At 65.8% G+C, this 19,470-nt stretch carries 10 protein-coding genes; 4 read left to right on the forward strand and 6 right to left on the reverse strand.

Annotated features, from left to right (window positions below; all coding sequences use genetic code 11):
* Nucleotides 1–218: 218 nt before the first annotated feature.
* The 4 genes from L2Y94_RS10175 (at nt 219) to L2Y94_RS10190 (ending at nt 6,553) form a co-directional block, all read left to right on the forward strand.
* Nucleotides 219–2,924 (forward strand): TonB-dependent receptor, encoded by a 2,706-nt coding sequence (locus L2Y94_RS10175; protein WP_247374878.1) that lies wholly within the window; start codon nt 219–221, stop codon nt 2,922–2,924.
* A gap of 266 nt (nt 2,925–3,190) precedes the next feature.
* On the forward strand, nt 3,191–4,774 hold the full coding sequence (locus L2Y94_RS10180) for an alpha-L-fucosidase (RefSeq protein WP_247375205.1): 1,584 nt from the start codon (nt 3,191–3,193) through the stop codon (nt 4,772–4,774).
* Nucleotides 4,771–5,826 carry a glycosyl hydrolase family 18 protein gene (locus L2Y94_RS10185; RefSeq protein WP_247374879.1) on the forward strand — a complete coding sequence of 352 codons (1,056 nt, stop codon included), beginning with the start codon at nt 4,771–4,773 and terminating at the stop codon, nt 5,824–5,826. The genes L2Y94_RS10180 and L2Y94_RS10185 overlap by 4 nt, the downstream gene beginning before the upstream one ends.
* A 70-nt stretch (nt 5,827–5,896) precedes the next feature.
* The gene (locus tag L2Y94_RS10190; RefSeq protein WP_247374882.1) at nt 5,897–6,553 is read left to right on the forward strand and encodes a hypothetical protein; all 657 of its coding nucleotides are present in this window, start codon (nt 5,897–5,899) and stop codon (nt 6,551–6,553) included.
* 378 nt (nt 6,554–6,931) lie between these two features.
* Here the strand turns inward: L2Y94_RS10190 and L2Y94_RS10195 are convergent, their stop codons facing one another.
* From L2Y94_RS10195 to glk, 6 genes are all read right to left on the reverse strand, one after another.
* Nucleotides 6,932–8,305, reverse strand: a complete 1,374-nt coding sequence (locus L2Y94_RS10195; RefSeq protein WP_247374884.1) for an alpha-L-fucosidase — start codon at nt 8,303–8,305, stop codon at nt 6,932–6,934.
* A 24-nt stretch (nt 8,306–8,329) separates the two neighbouring features.
* Nucleotides 8,330–10,123 (reverse strand): glycoside hydrolase family 35 protein, encoded by a 1,794-nt coding sequence (locus L2Y94_RS10200; RefSeq protein ID WP_247374885.1) that lies wholly within the window; start codon nt 10,121–10,123, stop codon nt 8,330–8,332.
* 41 nt (nt 10,124–10,164) lie between these two features.
* Complete coding sequence (locus L2Y94_RS10205) at nt 10,165–12,708, reverse strand: glycoside hydrolase family 3 protein (RefSeq protein WP_247374887.1); 2,544 nt, start codon at nt 12,706–12,708, stop codon at nt 10,165–10,167.
* A gap of 26 nt (nt 12,709–12,734) precedes the next feature.
* Nucleotides 12,735–15,119 (reverse strand): beta-N-acetylhexosaminidase, encoded by a 2,385-nt coding sequence (locus L2Y94_RS10210; RefSeq protein WP_247374888.1) that lies wholly within the window; start codon nt 15,117–15,119, stop codon nt 12,735–12,737.
* A gap of 23 nt (nt 15,120–15,142) precedes the next feature.
* On the reverse strand, nt 15,143–18,175 hold the full coding sequence (locus L2Y94_RS10215) for a TonB-dependent receptor (RefSeq protein ID WP_247374889.1): 3,033 nt from the start codon (nt 18,173–18,175) through the stop codon (nt 15,143–15,145).
* 103 nt (nt 18,176–18,278) lie between these two features.
* Complete coding sequence (gene glk, locus L2Y94_RS10220) at nt 18,279–19,316, reverse strand: glucokinase (RefSeq protein WP_247374891.1); 1,038 nt, start codon at nt 19,314–19,316, stop codon at nt 18,279–18,281.
* Nucleotides 19,317–19,470 lie beyond the last annotated feature (154 nt).

Consider the following 19,470-nt stretch of genomic DNA (forward strand, 5'->3'; position numbering starts at 1 on the left):
AATACTGAGTTCGCCAGTGAACGGATTCGCAGGAAACGTGCATCCTGAAAATGACAACGTTGTCGGCGAGGGGTCGGCGGGTTGGCGTTCCCTGGACGGTGTTTCCCGCAGGCACTGAAGGCGCCGAGGCCAACGGCGCGATGTCCATCCAAGACCAAGAAAGAAACGCGCGCCCGCAAGGGCGGGCCCCACCACGCCATCGTTTCGGGGGAGACACCATGACCAACGGCAAGACCTTGCTGTGCGCGAGCATCCTTTGCGCGCTCGCCACCGCAACCCACGCGCAGGACGCGGGTTCCACGCAGCCCGCGCAGGAGGCCAAGCCCCGGACCGCGCAACAGCGCGCCGAGGAAAAGCAGGCGCAGCAACTGCAGGAGGTGACCGTCACCGGTTACCGCGGAAGCCTGGAAAAGGCCATCGACGTCAAACGCAACGCCAATGCGGTGGTGGATGCGATCAGCGCCACCGACATCGGCAAGTTCCCCGATACCAACGCCGCCGAGTCGCTTTCGCATCTGCCGGGCATCACCGTGGATCGCCAGTTCGGCGAAGGCGAGAAGATCAGCGTCAACGGTACCGATGCCGCGCTCAACCGCGTGCTGCTGAACGGCCAGACCATCGCTTCGGGCGACTGGGGCGGCAATCCCACCGATACCAGCGGCCGTACCTTCAACTATTCGCTGCTCTCGCCCGAGATCATCGGCCTGATGGAGGTGTACAAGTCACCCGAGGCGCGCATCGACGAGGGGAGCATCGGCGGCACCGTGATCATCCACACGCGCAAGCCGCTCGACCTGCCGGCCAATACGCTGCGAGGCTCGCTGGGCTACAACTACAACGACCGATCGGAAGAGGGCAATCCACGCGGCTCGGCGTTGTGGAGCTGGAAGAACGCCGACAGCACGTTCGGCTTCCTCACCAGCGTCACCCACGACAAGGAAAACCTCTCGCGCGCGGGCATCGAGTTCTTCGGCTACACCACCGGCTCGGGCATCACGAGCAACCCGACCGTCACCGGCGACCCGAACTACGCCAACGCCAAGATCCCGGTAGGCATCAACAGTGCCTATTTCCAGCAGGAACGCGAGCGCAACGGCATCCAGTCGGCCTTGCAGTGGCGCCCCGACGACCGCAACGAGTTCAACCTGACCGGCCTGTACGTCAAGGGCAAGTACAACAACTTCAGCGAGTCGCGCTACGTCTGCCCGGGTTGCGGCGATCTCAACAAGCTGACCGACATCAACGTCGACAACGGCTACATCACCTCGGGCACGGTGTCGTCCGCCACGGGCAACGGTCAGCCCTACGCCGAACTGGACGCCAACTATCGCAAGACCACGGTTTCCACCAAGAGCATCAACCTGCGCCACGACTTCAACGGCGACGCCTGGGTATTCACCAGCCAGGTGGGCTACACGGCCGCGCGCGGCGGCAAGAGCCCCGAGTACCTGATGAAGTACCTGCTGCAGAACGGCGGCTACAACTTCGGTTACGACGGCCGCAATACCAGCGTGGACTACCAGAACGGCTCGGCCGCGAACTGGGGCCTGCCCGGGTCGCCGCCGGGATCGCCCCCGGGCGACACCAGCTTGCCGGGGCAGAACCAGGCCGGCGGCATCTATTACGAAACCACGAAGGATCGCGAGCGCTACGCGCAGTTCGATGCCTCGCGCGACCTGGAATGGGGGCCGATCAACAAGATCCAGATGGGCCTGAAGTACACCAACCACTTCAACGGCACCGACTCGCGCGGCAACCGCATCAACACCACCGATCCGGTATCGCTGGACGACTTCGAACCGGGCATGACCCCGGGCGGCCTGTTCGATGGCCTGCATGCCAGCGGCGACCTCACCGACTGGCCCACGGCCAACCAGGGCGCGGTGGTGGATTACCTGAAGTCGCAGCCGCAGGGACCGTACACGCTGAACTATCCGGCGATGTTCGGCGTGGCCGAGGTGACCAAGGACGCCTACCTCCAGGTGGATTACCAGTCGGGCCAGTGGCGCGGCAACGTGGGCGTGCGTTATGTCGATACCAAGGATACGTCGTCGTATTACCTGAACAGCGACGTCGACCCGACGTATAACAAGGTCACCACCACCACGCACTATTACAAGCCGTTGCCGTCGTTCAACCTGGCTTACGACATCGACGAGGACAAGGTCGCGCGCCTGTCCGTGTCCAAGGTGCTCGCCCGCCCGCGCTACGGCGACCTGGCCGGTGCCACCACGCTCAACGGCGCGAGTACGGGCAATTTCACCGCCAGTGCGGGCAACCCCAACCTGAAGCCTTACCAGTCGACCAACTTCGACCTCTCGGCGGAGTGGTATTTCGCGCCGGCCAGCCTGCTGTCGGCCGAGGTCTTCGTGCGCAAGATCGACAGCTACATCGTCACCACCACGGCGGATCGTTCGATCACCGATCCGACCACCGGGCAGACCAACGTCTATTCGGTGACCTCGCCGATCAACGCCTCCAACGCCAAGGTATCGGGCCTGTCGCTGATCTACCAGCAGGATCTCGGCTACGGTTTCGGGATCCAGACCAATTACACCTACAGCAAGGCCACCACGCAGACGCAGGACGACGGGGGCAAGCTCAATCTTCCTTACCTCTCGAAGAATACGATCAACATCATTCCCTATTACGAGCACGGTCCCTGGTCGGCGCGCATCAATTACAGCCGCCGGTCGCCGTATTTCACCCAGGTGGGGCGCCTTAACTCGAACGTGTTCGCCGACGCTTACAAGGAACTCGACGTCAGCGCTTCGTACCAGTTCAACGAATGGATGGGCGTCACCTTCAGCGCGACCAACCTGCTCGATTCGACGTACTACCAGTATGCCGACATCAAGTACGCTCCGATCGGGGAGTACAAGAGCGGGCGGACGTACTCGATGACCCTCAACTTCAAGCTTTAGCGTGAGACCGGCGGGGGCCTCATCCCTGGGCTCCCCGCCGGTTATTTTTTGTCATGAAGATGGCTACGAAGGGGTAGGAGCGGACCCTGTCCGCGAACCCTCGACGTGGCCGGTTCGAATGAGGCCATGACTCGATAGTGCGAGCGATAGAAGCTCGCACGATCGACGCAATGCCTCGTTCGCCTCAGGAGAGGCTGAGGGTTCGCGGACAGGGTCCGCTCCCACCAACCTCGTCGGACGTGACGGTACGGAAGGAGATGCTCATGATGCGATTGGCCTGTTTCACGGCGGCGGCCCTGTTCGGCTTCGCCGTCCACGCCGAGACCTCGCCGCAAGCCCAGGACATGGCCTGGCAAAAGGCGGCGGCGAAATTCGCCCCGGAGCGCAAGGCGATCCTCGACAAGGTGGCCAAGGGCGTGGCGGCCGGTCCGTTCCGGCCGGACTGGGCGTCGTTGCAAGGCTACCGATCTCCCGGCTGGTACGACGACGCCAAGTTCGGCATCTTCGTCCATTGGGGCGTCTATTCGGTACCGGCGTTCGGCAGCGAATGGTACTCGCGCAACATGTACCAGCAGGGTACCAAGGAGTTCGCCCACCACGTGGCCACCTACGGGCCGCAATCGCGCTTCGGCTACAAGGATTTCGTGCCCATGTTCAAGGCGGAGCGCTTCGACCCGGACGCCTGGGCGACGCTGTTTCGCGAGGCCGGCGCGAAATACGTGGTGCCGGTGGCGGAACACCACGACGGCTTCGCGATGTACGACTCGAAGTTGTCGGATTGGACCGCGGTGAAGAAGGGGCCCAAGCGTGACGTGATCGGCCTGCTCGCCAAGGCGATCCGCGGGCAGGGCATGCACTTCGGCGTGTCGTCGCATCGCGCCGAGCACGACTGGTTCTTCGACGGCGGTCGCCGTTTCGATTCGGACGTGAACGATCCGGCCAACGCGGAATTGTACGGCCCGGCGGTGGCGCACCTGAGCAAGCACGACGAGATCCTTTCCGACGACTGGACCTACGTCTCGCAGGGTTGGCTCGACGACTGGCTGGCGCGCACCGCCGAGCTCGTCGACGACTACCATCCCGACCTCATCTACTTCGACTGGTGGATCGGCCACCCCACCTTCCGCAACACGCTGCCGGACTTCCTTTCGTATTACTACAACGACGGCGCGAAGCGCGACGGCGTGGTGGTGAACTACAAGCTGGGCGACCTGCCCGACGGTGCCGGCACGCTCGACATCGAACGCGGCCAGCTCACCGGCATCCACCCCACGCACTGGCAGACCGATACCTCGATCAGCAACGAGTCGTGGGGCTACATCGAACACGACACCTACAAGTCGCCCACCTTCATCATCCATCTCCTGGTCGACGTGGTCAGCAAGAACGGCAACCTCATGCTCAACGTCGGACCGCGCGCGGACGGCACCATCCCGCAAGCCGCGCAGGACACCTTGCGCAGCGTGGGGGCTTGGCTGAAGACCAACGGCGAGGCGATCTACGGCAGCAAGCCCTGGCGCACCTTCGGCGAAGGACCGACCGAGGTGAAGGGCGGCATGTTCCAGGACACCAAGACCAAGCCCTATACGCCCGAGGATTTCCGCTTCACTACGGGCCACGGCAAGCTCTACGCGATCGAGCTGGGTTGGCCCAAGGGCGACACCGTGACGGTGCGTTCGATCCAGCCCGCGGACAAGGTCGCGAAGGTGGAACGTCTCGCCGATGGCGGCGCCGTGGCGTTCACGCAGGACGCCAAGGGCCTTCACCTGCATCTTCCCTCCCACCCCGTCGGCAGCGATGCGTACGTCTATCGCATCACGCTGGCGAATCCCATCAAGGCCTCCCCATGAAACGATGGTTGTTGTCGCTCGCCGCCTGCATCCTCTGGATGCCCCTCGGCGCCTTCGCCAAGGCGCCGGTGGCGCTGTTCTACATGATGAACACGCAGAAATCGATCGCGTCGCTCGAAGCGCACGTCGACAAGATCGATCTGCTGGTGCCTACCTGGTATGGCGTGGACCAGAACGGACTGGTGTCGGGCGGCCCGAACGATTACGTGCTCGGCATCGCGAAGAAGCACCGCCTTCCGGTGATGCCGATCGTTTCCGCGGGCGGCGACCGGGCGAAATTCCATGCGCTGCTGGGCGACGAGAAAGCCAAGCGCGCCATGATCGAGAGCCTGATCGAGCAGGCGAAGCTACATGGCTACGTCGGCTACCAGTTCGATTTCGAGAACATCGCCTGGACCGACCGTGACGCCTTCACGTTGCTGACGAAGCAGACGTACGAAGCGTTGCACCGGCATGGCCTGCAGCTGTCGGCCGCCGTGGTGCCGAACGCGCCGGGCCATGCGGGGGAGGGTGCTTTCGGCAAGTGGATATGGGAGTACTGGCGCGGCGCCTACGACCTTAAGGAGCTGGCCAAGGTACTCGATATCGTCTGCATCATGACCTACGACCAGCACACGCGCTGGACCACGCCGGGCCCCGTCGCCGGCATGCCGTGGGTGATGGAGAACCTCGAATACGCGCTGAAGGTGGTGCCGAAGGAGAAGCTGTCGCTGGGTATCGGCCTGTACGGTTACCACTGGTATGCGGGCAATCCGGTGAAAGCCGACGGCAAGGAGGATTCGAACATCTCGGCGAGCTACATCGACGCCGACGAGTCGTTTCCCCTGGCCAGGCAGTTCAACGTGACGATGCAGTGGGATCCGGTGGAACACGAGTCGTGGTTCTACTTCTACCGTGACCAGATGCGCGAATGGGTGTTCCTGCCGGACGCGCGTGCGTTTCGCGATCGTTATGATGTAACGAAGCAGTATGGCTTGCAGGGTTTCTGTGCCTGGGTGCTTGGGGCGGAAGATCCGAAGATCTGGGACGCGCTGCCCGACGCCGTGCGCTGACACGATTGACACTGGCCTGGAGCCTCCCGACAATGCGCACGCCTTCCGGCGGCCCGTAGGGAGACCTTCCATGCGCTTTTTCCTTGCCGCCGCGCTGACGGTGGCGCTTTTCCTCGTTCATCTTCCCGTGCATGCCTCCGGCGGCAGCTACCTCGTCGACGACGCCTCGGTGGTCGGCGCCGGCAAGTGCCAACTGGAATCCTGGCTACGCGCGTGGTCCAACGGCTCCGACGGTGTCTGGGCCGTGCCCGCGTGCGGCGTCGGGCCGGTGGAGTTCGGTCTGTCGCTGCATCGGCAGCAGGGGGAGGCCGGGCTCGGTCTCTCGCCTGCGGTGAAATGGCAATGGCGTAACGGCGACGATCACGGCATCGGGCTCGCGGTCGAGGTCAACACCACCTACCAGCACGGCCGTCACATGGCTTCGCAGGCCTATGCGTCCACGTCGTTCGGCCTGGACGATGCCCGTCGCTGGATGGTCGATCTCGATCTCGGCGTGGATCGCGAGCGCGATCGTTCGGCGCATCCGATCGAAGGTGCCGGCGTGTCCTATGCGTTGGACGATCGCTGGTCGTTGCTGGCGGAACGCTTCTGGAGCCGCGGTTCGATAAGCGACCAGGGAGGCGTGCGGCTCGCGTTCGGGGATTCCAGCCTGGATCTCGTCGCTGGGCGTGAGATGGCGAGGCTGCGCTCGCACTGGGTGAACGTCGGGTGGAATGCGGCGTTCTGACCCGTTAGGATTCGCCGATGCGATCGGCTCCCACCCCTTCGGTAGCAACCTTCCTACCGAAGGGCTGCCAACTCGGTAGCAACCTTCCTACCGAAGGGCTGCCAACTCGGTAGCAACCTTCCTACCGAAGGGCTGCCAACTCGGTGGCAACCCTCCTGCCGAAGGGCTGCCAACTCGGTGGCAACCTTCCTACCGAAGGGCTGGCAACTTGGTGGCAACCCTCCTGCCGAAGGGCTGGCAACTTGGTGGCAACCCTCCTGCCGAAGGGCTGGCAACTCGGTGGCAACCCTCCTGCCGAAGGGCTGCCAGCTCGATAGCTTCCTTCCTACCGAAGGGGTGGGAGCCGATCGTATCGGCGAATCCTGCGAAGCGAGACGTTCACGGTTTCACGTCGAACAGCTTGAACTCGCGGATCCGGGCCGTGCCCACGGACGACAGGATGTTCACCCGCACCTTCCGTGCCGTCACCGGCGCGAAGTGGTCGATCTTCATGTGCCCGATGGCCTGCGCCTGGGCCACGGTCTTCCACGCCGAACCGTCCCACGCCTGCACCGCGTAGGCGTGCACGTTCTGCCCGGCATCGAGGCGTTCCATGCTCATCGCCGTATTGAACGTCACGTCGCGGCCGAGATCGACCTCGAGCGTGGCGTTCGCCGAACCGGCGGGCGCCGACCAGAACGTCGACGGATCGTCGTCGATCGCCGCGGCCGTGTTGTCGTCGGTGGCGGCATGTTTGGAGACCAGGTTCGCCTCGTTGCCGTAACGCGCCTTCAGCGCCCGGCCGAACTCGGCAAGGCGACGCACGTCGGCCTCGGGAAGCAGGCCGTGCGTGTCGGGCGCTACGCCCAGCATGAGCTGGCCGCCGTGGCCGACGCTGCTTTCCCAGTTGTCCATCAGCTCGTCCACGGTCTTCAGCGACGCGGCAAAGTCCGGCTTCGAACTGAAGAACCAATGGTTCTTGTGCAATGGCGTATCCACTTCCAGCGGGCGCCAGCGCAGTTGTCCGTGGCGGTCGATCACGTTCCAGTTCTCGCCCTGCACGATGCCCTGCTCGTTGCCCACCCAGCGGATGTCGCCGTAGTCGAACAGTGCCACGTCGGCGAAGACCATCGTGTTGGCCTGGTAGGTACGCAACGTTTCCACGTACTTCGCGAAGTCGTAGACGTGGCCCGCGCTTCCCGCGCCGTCGAGCCACCACTCGGTGAGCGGCCCGTAGTTCTGCACCAGTTCTTCCATCTCGGCGAGATAGTATTTGTCGTACGCCGCGGAATCCTTGTAGCGCGGATCGTGGCGATCCCACGGTGACAGATATACGCCGAAGCCCAGGCCGTTCTTCTTCGCCGCATCCGATGCCATGCGCACCAGGTCGCCCTTGCCGCCCATCCACGGACTGGCCTTCACCGAATAGTCGGTCTGGCCCGTGGGCCAAAGCGCGAAGCCGTCGTGATGCTTCGCCACCAGCACCATGTACCGTACGCCGGCCGCCTTCACCGCACGCGCCCACTGGTCGGGGTCGACCTTGTCGGGATGGAACACCGATGGTGCGGCGGTGCCGTCTCCCCATTCGCGATCGAGGAAGGTGTTGGTGCCGAAGTGCACGATCACGCCGAACTCGAGATCCTGCCAGGCCACCTGCTGCGGTGAAGGCTTCACGTCCACGAACGATTCGGCCCGCGTGAGCACGGGCAACGCGGCCAGCAGGGTCACCGCGAGCACGGTTTTGAGGCGGCGAGGAGGAGCTTGCTTCGACATCGGGGAGGGTTCCTTGGACGGATATCAGGGCGTGGCCCACAGGCGTTGGTCGACGCCGCGCATCACGGGCTTGTCTCGGGTTTCCAGGTCGAACGCCACCACGTTGTTTTCGCCGTGGCGGAACCAGGGTGCGGGCGCGTACAGGTCGTGTTGCGGGCCGATCGACCAGGTGCGGCCGAGGTTGGCGCCGTTGAGCCAGACGGCACCCTTGCCGAGCGCGCGCGTGTCGAGAAAGGTATCGGCGGGCGCGTCGACGATGATCTTGCCGCGATGGAATGCCGGGCCGTCGGTCTTCGCGGTGGTCCAGCCGCGGATCGCATCGGTCGAGGTCATCGGCAAGGGGAAGGCCTGCCAGCCGTGCAGGACGGTGTCGCCCAGCAGTACCGGGTCGACGATGCCGGCACGGCCGTCTTCCATGCGGGGACCGTAGTTGATGCGCCCGGTGTTCTCCACGAGTACGTCGAGGGTGTGGTCGCCCGCGGTCACGTCGATGTCGACGGACACCTGCTTGAGGCGGCGATCCGCCGTCCCGCTCGCTTTCCTGTCGACGTACACCACGGCGTAGTCGCGCACGTCGCCGAGGTAGAGCGAGCCGTGGAAAGGGCCTTTCACGGTGGTGCGATAGAGGATGTAGCCGTAGGACTGGCCATAGGCTTCCATCGGCTTGGGCAGATCGGAAGCCTGCGGGGCGGGTAGGTTGTCCCACAGCGAGGCGGACTCGTCGAGCGTGAACGCGGGCAGGGTTCGCACGGGTGGCGAGCTGGGCACGGCCGACGGCGTCCGGCCGGTGGCCTTGGCGATCGCGTCGCGGAACATCGCGTATTTCGCCGTCGGTCGTCCGGCTTCGTCGAGCGCGGCGTCGTAATCGTAGCTGGTGGTGGTCGGCGCGTAATGGTCGGAGGGATTGCCCTGGAAGTTCGCGCCGTTCATGAAGCCGAAGTTGGTGCCGCCGTGCACGAGGTAGATGTTGACCGAGTAGCCCTGTTCGAGCATCCACGCCAGTTCGTCCGCTTCGCGCTTGCCGTCGGTGTGCGCATGCTTTTCGCCCCAGTGGTCGAACCAGCCGGCCCAGTATTCGCCCGCCATGCGCGGTGCGCCCGGACGGTAGCGTTCGAGCATCTGGAAACTCTTCTTCGCCTCGCCCGGCGCGAAGTCGATCACCGCCGTGACATCGGGCAAGCTGCCGTTGGCGAGCAGGTCGGGACCGTCGTAGGTCATCAGCAGGTCGTCGGCGAGTCCGGCGCGCCGGAGCATGGCGCGCACGTCGCCGAGGTAGGCCTTGTCGTCGCCGTAGGACCCGTATTCGTTTTCCAGTTCGGTGGCGATGATCGGGCCGCCGCGGCTGGCCATCAGCGGCGCCAGTTCCTTGCCAAGTCGCACGAGGTAACGCTCGGAAGCGGCGAGGAAACGCGGATCGCGCGTGCGCACGCGCATGCCCGGTATGGCGAACAGCCAGGCGGGATACCCACCCGCGTCCCATTCGCCGCAGACGTACGGGCCGGGACGCAGGATGAGGTTCATGCCTTCGGCCTGTACCGCCTTCGCGAAGGCGGCCACGTCGTTGTTGCCGCTGAAATCGACATGCCCGGGCGTCGGTTCGATCAGGTTCCAGAAAACGTAGGTGGTGATCGTGTTCAGGCCCATGGCGTGCGCCTTGCGCAGGCGGTCGCTCCAGTACGCGCGTGGAATGCGCTGGAAGTGCAGGTCGCCCGAGATGATCTGGTAAGGCTTTCCGTGTCGGACGAAATGCGTGCCTTCCACGGTGACCGGTGGATTGGCGAAGACCTGGGGCGCGAACGCGATCGAAGCCACGAGCATGACGCGTTTCAACGCGCCGCACCGGCAACGTGGCACGGCGCTCATTTCGGCAGTGCCTGTCGGCCGTCGATGTGGAACGACGCACGCTCGCCGCTGGCGTCGCCGGGCTGGCCACCGCCGAGAAAGAGGCCGTAGTCGCCCGGCACGACCGCTCGCCGTCCGGCGGCATCCACCGAACTCAACCGGCGTGGATCGAGCGCAAAGCTCACGCGGCGAGCCTCACCGGCCTTGAGGTGGGTGCGCGCCAAGCCGACCAACGCATGCTTCGGCGCGAGCGCGTCGTCCGACGGGTAGGTCAGGTACGCTTGCACCACTTCGTCGCCCTCGCGGTCGCCGGTATTGCGAACTTCGACGCTCGCGGTGAGCGTCTGGCCCGCGTCGAGCGTGGTCGACGATACCTTCGCGGCACCGTAGGCGAAGCGCGTATAGCTCAGGCCGTAGCCGAAACCGTAGAGGGGTGTACCTTCGAAGTAGCGATAGGTGCGTCCCTTCATCTGGTAGCTGGTGAACGGCGGCAGGTCGCGTACCGAGCGATAGAAGGTGACGGGCAGGCGGCCGGCCGGGTTGTAGTCGCCAGCCAGCGCCTGCGCGATGGCCGTGCCGCCACTCTCGCCGGGATACCACGCGGCGACGATGGCCGAGGCATGCTCCCTGGCCCAGTTGAGCGCCACCGCGCTGCCGGACATCAGCACCACCACGAGCGGCTTGCCGCTGGCGGCGCTGTGTTCGAGAAGGGCTTGCTGCGCCGCGGGCAGACCGATGTCGGTGCGATCGCCGCCGTCGAAGCCGGGTACGTCGACGTGCAGCTCTTCGCCTTCCACGTCGGGCGAGAGGCCGACGAAGGCCACGGTGACGTCGGCGCCGGCGATGGCGCGCCCGGCTTCGGCCAGTTGCGCGTTCGCGGGTGGCAGCCATTGCAGGCGCACGCCCTGGTCTTCGCCGCTGTGGACGAGTTCCAGTCGCACGTCGTGCGGACGCGCATCGTCGAAATGAAGCGTGGCCTGCGAGTGTTTGTCGTCGCCGGCATCGTCGATCACCGGCTTGCCGTCGACGAATAACCGCACCGGATCGTGGCCCGCGCAGTCGAAGCAGCGTTCCACGTGAACGGCGAGCGTGTAGTCGCCGGGGCCTGGCGGGAGGACCGCGCCGGTCCAGCGGACGGCGTAAGGCCCCTTGGGCAGGTGGGCGGGGGAGACGTGATCCCAGTCGAAGTCGATGGTGCGATCGGTGCGAACGGTACGCGGCTTGCCCTTGAAGTCGGCGTTGTCGAAATAACTGCCCGTGAGTCCGATGGCGCCGTCCGGAGTGCGCAGTGCCGTTTCCGGCAGCGGCACGGGGACGCCCGCGGCGATCGGCGATCCTTGCGCGTAGGTCACGTTGCCGGCCCCGAACCGCGTGCGCAGGCCTTGCAACGGGGTGATCGGCGCGCGCGGCGTGGCGTGGTAGTTCGCTTCGAGCGTTTCCACGGTATCGGCGTTGGGGCCGACCACCGCGATGCGCGGCTTGCCGCGCAGGGGCAGCGTACCGTTGTCGTTCTTGAGCAGCACCAGGGATTCGAGCGCGGCACGCAACGCGAGTGCGGCATGGGCTTTTTCGTCCACGGCAGCGGGCCTCACCGCCGGTGCGCCGAGTTCGCCCAGGCGGTAGCGGGCGGCGAACAGGCGTACCAGCGAGGTGTCGAGCACCGACTCGGGTACGTCGCCGCGCCGCACCGCTTCGCCCAGGTCGGCATACGCGTAGCCGCAGTCCAGGTCGGTACCCGCGCGGATCGCGGCGGCCGACGAGCCGGCGTTGTCCGGGCGGTAATAGTGGAACTTGGTCATGTCGTCGATGGCGTCGCAATCGGACACCACGTAACCGGTGAAACCCCAGCCCTTGCGCAAGGTATCGTCGAGCAACCCCGCGTCCGCGCAGACCGGCGTGCCGTGCAGCGCGTTGTACGCGCACATCACCGAGCCCGCGCGGCCCTCGGTCACCGCCGCGCGGAAGGCGGGCAGGAAGGTGGCTTCCAGGTCGTGCGGCGATACGTCGATGTCGAAACCGTGGCGGCCCGCTTCGGGGCCGCTGTGCACGGCGAAGTGCTTGGGCGTGGCGATGGCGCGCGGATGGGCCGGATCGGAACCCTGGATACCCTGGACGAAACCGACGGCGAGGCGGCCGGTGAGGTACGGATCCTCCCCATAGGTTTCCTGCCCGCGGCCCCAGCGGGGATCGCGGAAGATGTTCACGTTGGGCGACCAGATGGTCAGGCCTTCGTAGCGGGCGTGGTCGCGGCCCGCGCCGATGGCGTCGAACCGCGCGCGGGCTTCGCGCGACACGGCTTCGCCCACCGCGTGCATCAGCTCGGGGTCCCAGCTCGCGGCCAGGCCGATGGCCTGCGGGAAGACCGTGGCATAGCCCGCGCGCGCGGCGCCGTGCAAGCCTTCGTTCCACCAGTCGTAGGCCGGGACGTCTAGTCGTTTCAGGGCGGCGGCGCCGCTCTGCAGTTGCGCCACCTTCTCGTCGAGGCTCATATGGGCGACGAGGTCGGTCGCGCGCTGTTCCGGCGTGGCGGCGTGCGCCGCGCCGATGAAGGCGGCCATCATGGGGGCTATCAGTTTGCGTAGGTACGTCATCGCGGGGATCGGGAGCTGGGGCGCTGGGTTCCCGCGTGCGCGGGAACGACCTGAGGGCGCGTGTTGCGTGGTTGCGGATCGTCCGGTGCCAGGAGTTTGACCGATCCGAGGCCGTAGAGGGGGCCGTCGATGGGTGCGGTCACGCGCATGCACAGGTCGTGCTGGCCGGTCGCGCGGGTGAGGTCGCCTTCCAGCACGAACCGTTCGCCGAGTGCCTTGCCCGACGGCAAGGGCAGGCTGGCCAGCAACGGACCTGCGCAGGTGTCCTGGTGGATATCCAATTCGCCGTCGGGCGTCTTCGACGGATACGACACCACCTTCGATTGCTCGTGCGCTAGGCCATAGTTTCGCGCCAGTCGCGCGGCTTCCACGCGAACGTGGGTCACGCCGTCCAGCGGCGCCCTGGGATACAGCCAGCAGGAGTGGAACAGGTCGACGTCGTAGGTGGCGGCCGCCATGTCGCCGAGGTCGGGCAGCAACGGCAGGCGCAGGCCGAGACCGCCGTCGGGGCACTTCATGAATTCGCCGTTGCGGCGCGTGAGCAGGTTGTCACGGTCGACGATGCGCGAACGTACGGCCGCCAGCGGCGTGCCGTCCGGCGCGATGGCGATGGCACGCACCGTCGCCGGCAGGCTCACGGTGAACGGGGCCGAGTACGCGTTGGACGCGACGGTGGGCATGCTGCCGTCGGTGGTGTAACGCAGCGTGCCGAAGCCGGTCTGGTTGTCGAGGCGCACCGTGGCCTTGCCCGACGCCAGCATGGACGGCACGGCGTCGTCGAGATGGATGGCGGCCGCGAAGGCGGTGTCCGAGGCCGCGATGTCGAGCGCCGCGTAGCGGCGCATCTGCGCGGGGAGGCGTTGCAGGAAGCTCTTCCAGTCGCGTGCTTCGACGGGCGACCACGCGACCTCCGCCATCGCGTCGAGGCGGGGGAACAAGGCATGCTGCACGTGCCGTTCGGACGGAAGCAGCTCGCTCCACAGCGTCGCCTCGGTGCCCAGCACATGCCTGGCCTGCTCGGGGGTGAGCGAGGTGTCGATGGGTTCGAAGCCGTAGACGCGTTCCAGCGGCAGCACGGAAAGACGGCCGCTGGGCTCGTCGGCACGGTCGCTCTGGTGGTTGTCGAAGTACATCCAGCCGGCCGGGGCGAGCACCACGTCGTGGTCTTGCCTGGCCGCGTCGATGGCGCCTTGCACGCCGCGCCAGGACATCACCGATGCCGTGCGCGGGAGGCCTCCTTCGAGGATCTCGTCCCAACCGATGAGCCGGCGTCCATGCCTGCCGAGATAGTCGCCGAGGCGATCGGTGAACCAGCTCTGCAAGGCATTCTCGCTGGCGATGTTCAGCGATTTCATCTTCGCCTGTACGGCGGGCGAATCCTTCCATTGATCCTTCACCGCCTCGTCGCCGCCGAGGTGGATGTACGTGGAGGGGAACAGCGCCATCACCTCGTCGAGCACGTTCTCGATGAAGGTGAAGCTCTTCTCGTCCACGTTGTACAGGTAGGGATTGACGCCCCAATCCACCGAAACGGCCGGATGGTCGCCGTTGACGCCGACGATGTCGGGATAGGCCGCCACGGCAGCCTGCGCATGGCCCGGCATGTCCAACTCGGGCACCACGGTGATGTGTCGCGCCGCGGCGTACGCGACCACGTCGCGGATCTCCTGCTGGGTATAGAAGCCGCCGTACCGGTCGGGTTCGCCGTGCGTCCCCGCGCCCGGCGGCGTCCGCCAGCCGCCGACGGCGGTGAGGTTGGGGTAGCGCCTGATCTCGATGCGCCACCCCTGGTCGTCGGACAGGTGCCAATGAAGCACGTTGAGCTTGTGCTCGGCCATCGCATCGATGGCCTGCTCGACCTCGGCCACGCTCTGGAAATGGCGGGCCACGTCGAGCATCAGGCCGCGCCAGGCGAAGCGCGGCCAGTCGCGTATCGCCACGTCGGGTATCGCGGTGCCGCCCTGCCTGCCGTCGGCGCTGGCGAGCTGCCAGAGCGTGACGGCGCCGTAGAACAGGCCTGCGCCATCGCGCGCGGCGACGCGGACACCGTTGCCGTCGACATCGAGCGTGTAGCCCTCGCGCTCGTCCACCGGGTTTTTCGGATCGGTGGCGAATACGATGGCACCACGCGGTGCGTGTGCCGACGCGCTTACCGCCAGGGCGAGACCGCGGCTGCGACGCAATTCGGCGGCGAAGTGGTTCGCGGCAGCTTCGGCCGCGGTGTCGCCGGGCACGAACGCGATGACGGTGTGCGTGTCGATCGCCAGCGTTCCCTGCATGGGCCGTGCCTCGACGGGCATCGGAATCAGCGGCAACGGCGTCTCGGCGTGGACGATGCCGCCGCCCAGCAGCAGGGCGGCGGCGAGGCGCAGGGTTTTCATGCCGTGGATCATCGGTTCGGTCCTTACTGGAACGTGTAGCGGAGCACCATGCTCGTCGTGCGCGGTAGCTGCCAGGTGGCGGCATGGTAGTTCACGCTCCGGATCGCCGAATTGTCGTCGTTGAGCGTACCGGTGTCATAGACCTGGTTGATGTCGATCGTGCCCTGGCGATTGGTGACGTTGGTCATCCTCAGCTGAAGGCTCAGGTCGTTGTCCTGGTCGATCTTCCAGCGATAGGTGGCGGAGAGGTCGAGTTGCCAGAAGAACGGCAGGCGGCGGTCGTCACCTTGCTTGCGCACCACGCCGTCGCAGTAATGCGACGACTGCGGCGCGTTGAACGCGGGATCGTCCTTGTCCGGTACCGTGCCCAGGCAACTGGTCGGCGCCCCGGTGTGCGCGCTGAAAACCCCGCCCAGCGACAGGCCGTTGGCGAAGTCATAGGTGCCGGTGGCCGTGAGGCTGTGACGGATATCGCCGGCCAGGTCGCCGTTGCCGCCGTATTCCAGGGCGGGATAGTTGAAGGCCTGGGTCTGGCCGATCCAGCCCGCGCTGCGGCGCTCCTCGTCGATGAGGCCGTTGGTGTTGCCGTACTCCCGCGCATAGGTGTAGCTGAGGTTGAGGAAGTACGGCTCGGCCGGCGTGGAGGCATGGGTGAGGGCGAGCTTGAGGTTGTAGTACTTGTGCCTGGGCTTGGGCAGGTCGAGCGCTCCACCGGGAATGCGTAGCGCCTCGAGCTGGCCGTCGCCGTCGTAATCGCGCTTCAGGGTGAATGCCTCGCCCGGATTGATCAGCCAGCACGTGTGGTTGTCCTGCTGATAGCCCGCGTAGCCCTGGGCTTGCGCATAGGCCTGGACGCCGCCGCCGTAACAGGTGTCCTCGACGATGCGACGCAGGTCCACCCAACCCAGCTGCACGAGGCCCGACCACGCAGGCGTGAGCTGCTTCTGCGCGTAGAGCTGGGCTTCGTACTGATAGGGCGCCTTGACGTCGGTCGCCGCGATCTGCGCGGGCGTGGGCACGCCCTGGTTCTGGATGTAGGAGTTGCCGATCTGCGTGAGGCCAAGCGGCGCCTGGGTATTCGGATCGACGCCGGTATAGGTGTAGTAATTGGTATACGTGCTGCGCGGTTCGGCCACGCCGAAGCTGAAGGACGACGGTAGCGGAATCGTGTACTTGCCCAGGCTGCCGCCCACCTTCAGCGAGCTGTCGCCGTCGACGTCCCAGGACACGCCCAGGCGTGGCGAGGTGATGGGCAGGCGCATGAACTGATGGCCCACGCCGTCCTTGTAGATGTAGTTGTCCCAGCGCAGGGCACCATAGATCAGCACGCGGTTGGCCGCCTGCCAGTAGTCCTCGACGTAGGCGCCCTTGTTGATCGTTTCGAACGAGCCGCCTTCGATGTCGACGTACTGACTGACGTAGCGGCCGTCGGCGGGCGAGATCGAACCGTTCTGCAGCGTCACGTTGGGCTGGTCGTAATAGGTGTACCAACCGGCCGGCACCGAATCGGTCGTGCTGGCGAGCGAGTGCTTGTAGTACTCGCCGCCGAACACGAGCTTGTGGTCGCCGAGCTGCCAGGTGAGGTCGCCTTTCCAGCCGCGACGCCAGTAATCCGAGGGCGAATAGACGTAAGCGGCGGTGTTGCGGCCGATGTTGGTCTGCACCTGCGTCGCCGAATCGTACGAGGTGACGTAGGGGAACTCGGTGTTCTGCTCGCCGGAACTGGGCGAATACACGATCGAGCCGAGATAGCCGCCCATCAGGCGCAGCGAGAGGTCATCGTCGATCTGCCAGTGGTAGTTGCCGATGAGGAAGCGGCTGTCGGTGCGCGTCTGGCTCCAGCCGAAGAAGCCGCCCACCGATTGCGGATCGTAGTTCCGCGTGAGGTGGTAGTAGTTGTTGAAGGACTGGCTGTAATCGCGGTGGGCCAATACGTTCAGCGACTGATCGTTGCTGATGTTCCAGGTGAGGTTGAGCAGGTAGTTCTTGTCACGGACGCTGGACACCTGCTTCTGCGTCTGGCTGTACGCATCGGCCTTGCTCGCGGGTTCGTTGCCGAGCAGGGCGAAGAAGAACAGCTCGTCCTTCACCAGCGCGCCGGACGCCCAAAGGTACTGCTGCGCGAGGCCGTCATGCGTGTTGGCCGATGCATAGCCGTAGTAGTCGCCGATGGCATTGAGCGAGTTGTGGCTTCGCGGGTTCAGCAGGCGCGAGGTCGGCGGCGTGAAGTACACCGAGTAGCCGGCCTTGAAGTCGTTGGTGCCCTGTTTGATGGTCGACGACAGGATGCCGCCGGTGGCGTTGGTCCACGAGGCGCCCGCGCCGCTGGTGATGAGCTGGGTATCGCTGATCGCCTCGGCCGGCAGTTCGGTCGAACCCAGCGAGGTCTTGTCGTTGGTGACGTCGAATTCGTTGTAGTAGTAACGGTTCTCGGCCGGGCTTGCGCCGCCGATGGAAACGAAGCCGGTGTTGTGCTGGTCGAAACGCACGCTGGAATCCAGGCGGGCGATGCTTTCCGGGCTGCGATCGACGGGCAGGGCATCGATCAGCCTGTAGTTGTAGCTGGTGCTCAGCTCGGGGGTGCTGACGTCGATCGGCGTGACGTCGGTCGCCATGGCCGTGGCGGAAACCCGTACGCCGCCCAGGTCTTCGGTGCCGGCCGGAGCGGCGGTCGCCGCTGCCGCGGTGCCGCCGAGGTCGGGCACGGCCGCGCTGCGGTTGGGATTGACCGTCACGTCCTGCTGGCTTAGCGTCTCGCTGCCCCGGACGAGGCTTACCTGGTAATCGCCTGGATTCAGTCCCGCCAATGCATAGCGGCCATTGGCATCCGGTGCCACGTCTTTGGTGAAGCCGGTGGCGCGGCTGGAGACGCGCACGATGACGCCGTCGCCCGCCGACTCGTGACCGTACAGGCCACCGGTCAGCGATTGCGCCATGACGCCCTGCGCGCAGGCCAGCAGGACCGACGCCGCCAGCATGCGACGCGCGAACCGGGCGCCGAGGTGGATACCCATGGTGCGTGCCCCCGCACGACCGCCTCCGTTCGAACTGCTCATGTTGACGACTCCCCGTTCAGGCCCGCTCGACGTTCGCTGCGCTGGGCCCGGCAACAACGAAAAAAGCGGCATGCCATCGCGGACGCCGCCTTCGGTGGATGGGTCAGGGACCGACGCCCACGCGCGCCCTGGCATGCAGCGTGGCCGCGCCGACGACACCGAGATGCCCGTGATCGACGAGCCAGACGGGCACCTGCTCCAGGAACGGGCGCATCACGCCCTTGTTGAAGAAGCGTTCGGCGAAACGGCTGGAAAGGATGAATTCGCGCATTTGCGGCAGGATGCCGCCGGCGAGGAACAGGCCGCCGCGTGCGCCGTAAAGCATGGCCAGGTCGCCGGCGAATCCGCCGAGGACGGCACAGAACACGTCCAGCGCGATACGTGCAACCGGATCGGTACCGGCGATGCCGGCCGCGCTCACGGCGCCGGGCGTCGTCCAGGTGGCTTCGCTGCCTTTCAATTCGGCGACGGCGCGATAGGTATTGAGCAGGCCCGGACCGGAGAGGATCGCTTCGCAGGAAACGTAGGGACGCGTGCGCGAGAGGATGCGCAGGATCTCGACTTCGAGTTCGTCGCCCGGCGCGAGCGCGATCTGGCCTGCTTCCGTGGAGAGCACCTGTGCGTGGGGCGAACCCGGTAGCAGCACGGCCGAGCCCAGTCCGGTGCCCGGGCCCATGACGACGACCGGTGCGCGGTGGTCGCCGACGGCGCCGGGGAGGATGGTGGTGGCCTCGGCACGGTCGACGAACTGGCTGGCGTAGGCGACGGCTTCGAAGTCGTTCACCACGTCGAGCGCGTCGGTGTGGAGCACCGAGCGGATGTCCGACAGCGACACGCGCCAGGGCAGGTTGCCGTTGGTGACGTTGTCGCCGAGCACGAAGCCGGCGATGGCGATGGCGCAACGTTCGATGCCCCACGGGGCGACGTGCGACTGGGCGGCGAGGAAGTGGTCGAGGATCGCGGCGAGGCTGGGCCATTCGGCACCGACGTAACGGTGGTGGCAGAGCACCCGTACGTTGCCGTCGCTGTCGTTCGCCACCAGCGCGATGCGGGCGTGGGTGCCGCCGACATCGGCTGCGAGGATCGGTCGTGCGGCCTGCGTGGAGGACGCAACGACCGACTGATTGACGAACTTCCCCATTCGACGTCCCGTACTTCCGGCCGCTCGCATTGCGCGAAAACGACCCGAGTTTTTCCCGTCGGTGACAACGTTGTCAATGAATTTGATGTTTACTGGTGAAAACAAGTGAAAATCATAAACGGATCTTGTTTTTTCATAACGCCTGCCTTGCGTG

The sequence above is a fragment of the Luteibacter aegosomatis genome (assembly GCF_023078455.1).
GTDB lineage: Bacteria > Pseudomonadota > Gammaproteobacteria > Xanthomonadales > Rhodanobacteraceae > Luteibacter > Luteibacter aegosomatis.

Excerpts from the sequence above, each read along its gene's own strand:
- L2Y94_RS10175 (WP_247374878.1), top strand. The coding sequence starts at position 219 with ATGACCAACGGCAAGACCTTGCTGTGCGCGAGCATCCTTTGCGCGCTC.
- L2Y94_RS10180 (WP_247375205.1), top strand. The coding sequence starts at position 3,191 with ATGCGATTGGCCTGTTTCACGGCGGCGGCCCTGTTCGGCTTCGCCGTC.
- L2Y94_RS10185 (WP_247374879.1), top strand. The coding sequence starts at position 4,771 with ATGAAACGATGGTTGTTGTCGCTCGCCGCCTGCATCCTCTGGATGCCC.
- L2Y94_RS10190 (WP_247374882.1), top strand. The coding sequence starts at position 5,897 with ATGCGCTTTTTCCTTGCCGCCGCGCTGACGGTGGCGCTTTTCCTCGTT.
- L2Y94_RS10195 (WP_247374884.1), bottom strand. The coding sequence starts at position 8,305 with ATGTCGAAGCAAGCTCCTCCTCGCCGCCTCAAAACCGTGCTCGCGGTG.
- L2Y94_RS10200 (WP_247374885.1), bottom strand. The coding sequence starts at position 10,123 with ATGCTCGTGGCTTCGATCGCGTTCGCGCCCCAGGTCTTCGCCAATCCA.
- L2Y94_RS10205 (WP_247374887.1), bottom strand. The coding sequence starts at position 12,708 with ATGATGGCCGCCTTCATCGGCGCGGCGCACGCCGCCACGCCGGAACAG.
- L2Y94_RS10210 (WP_247374888.1), bottom strand. The coding sequence starts at position 15,119 with ATGAAAACCCTGCGCCTCGCCGCCGCCCTGCTGCTGGGCGGCGGCATC.
- L2Y94_RS10215 (WP_247374889.1), bottom strand. The coding sequence starts at position 18,175 with ATGAGCAGTTCGAACGGAGGCGGTCGTGCGGGGGCACGCACCATGGGT.
- glk (WP_247374891.1), bottom strand. The coding sequence starts at position 19,316 with ATGGGGAAGTTCGTCAATCAGTCGGTCGTTGCGTCCTCCACGCAGGCC.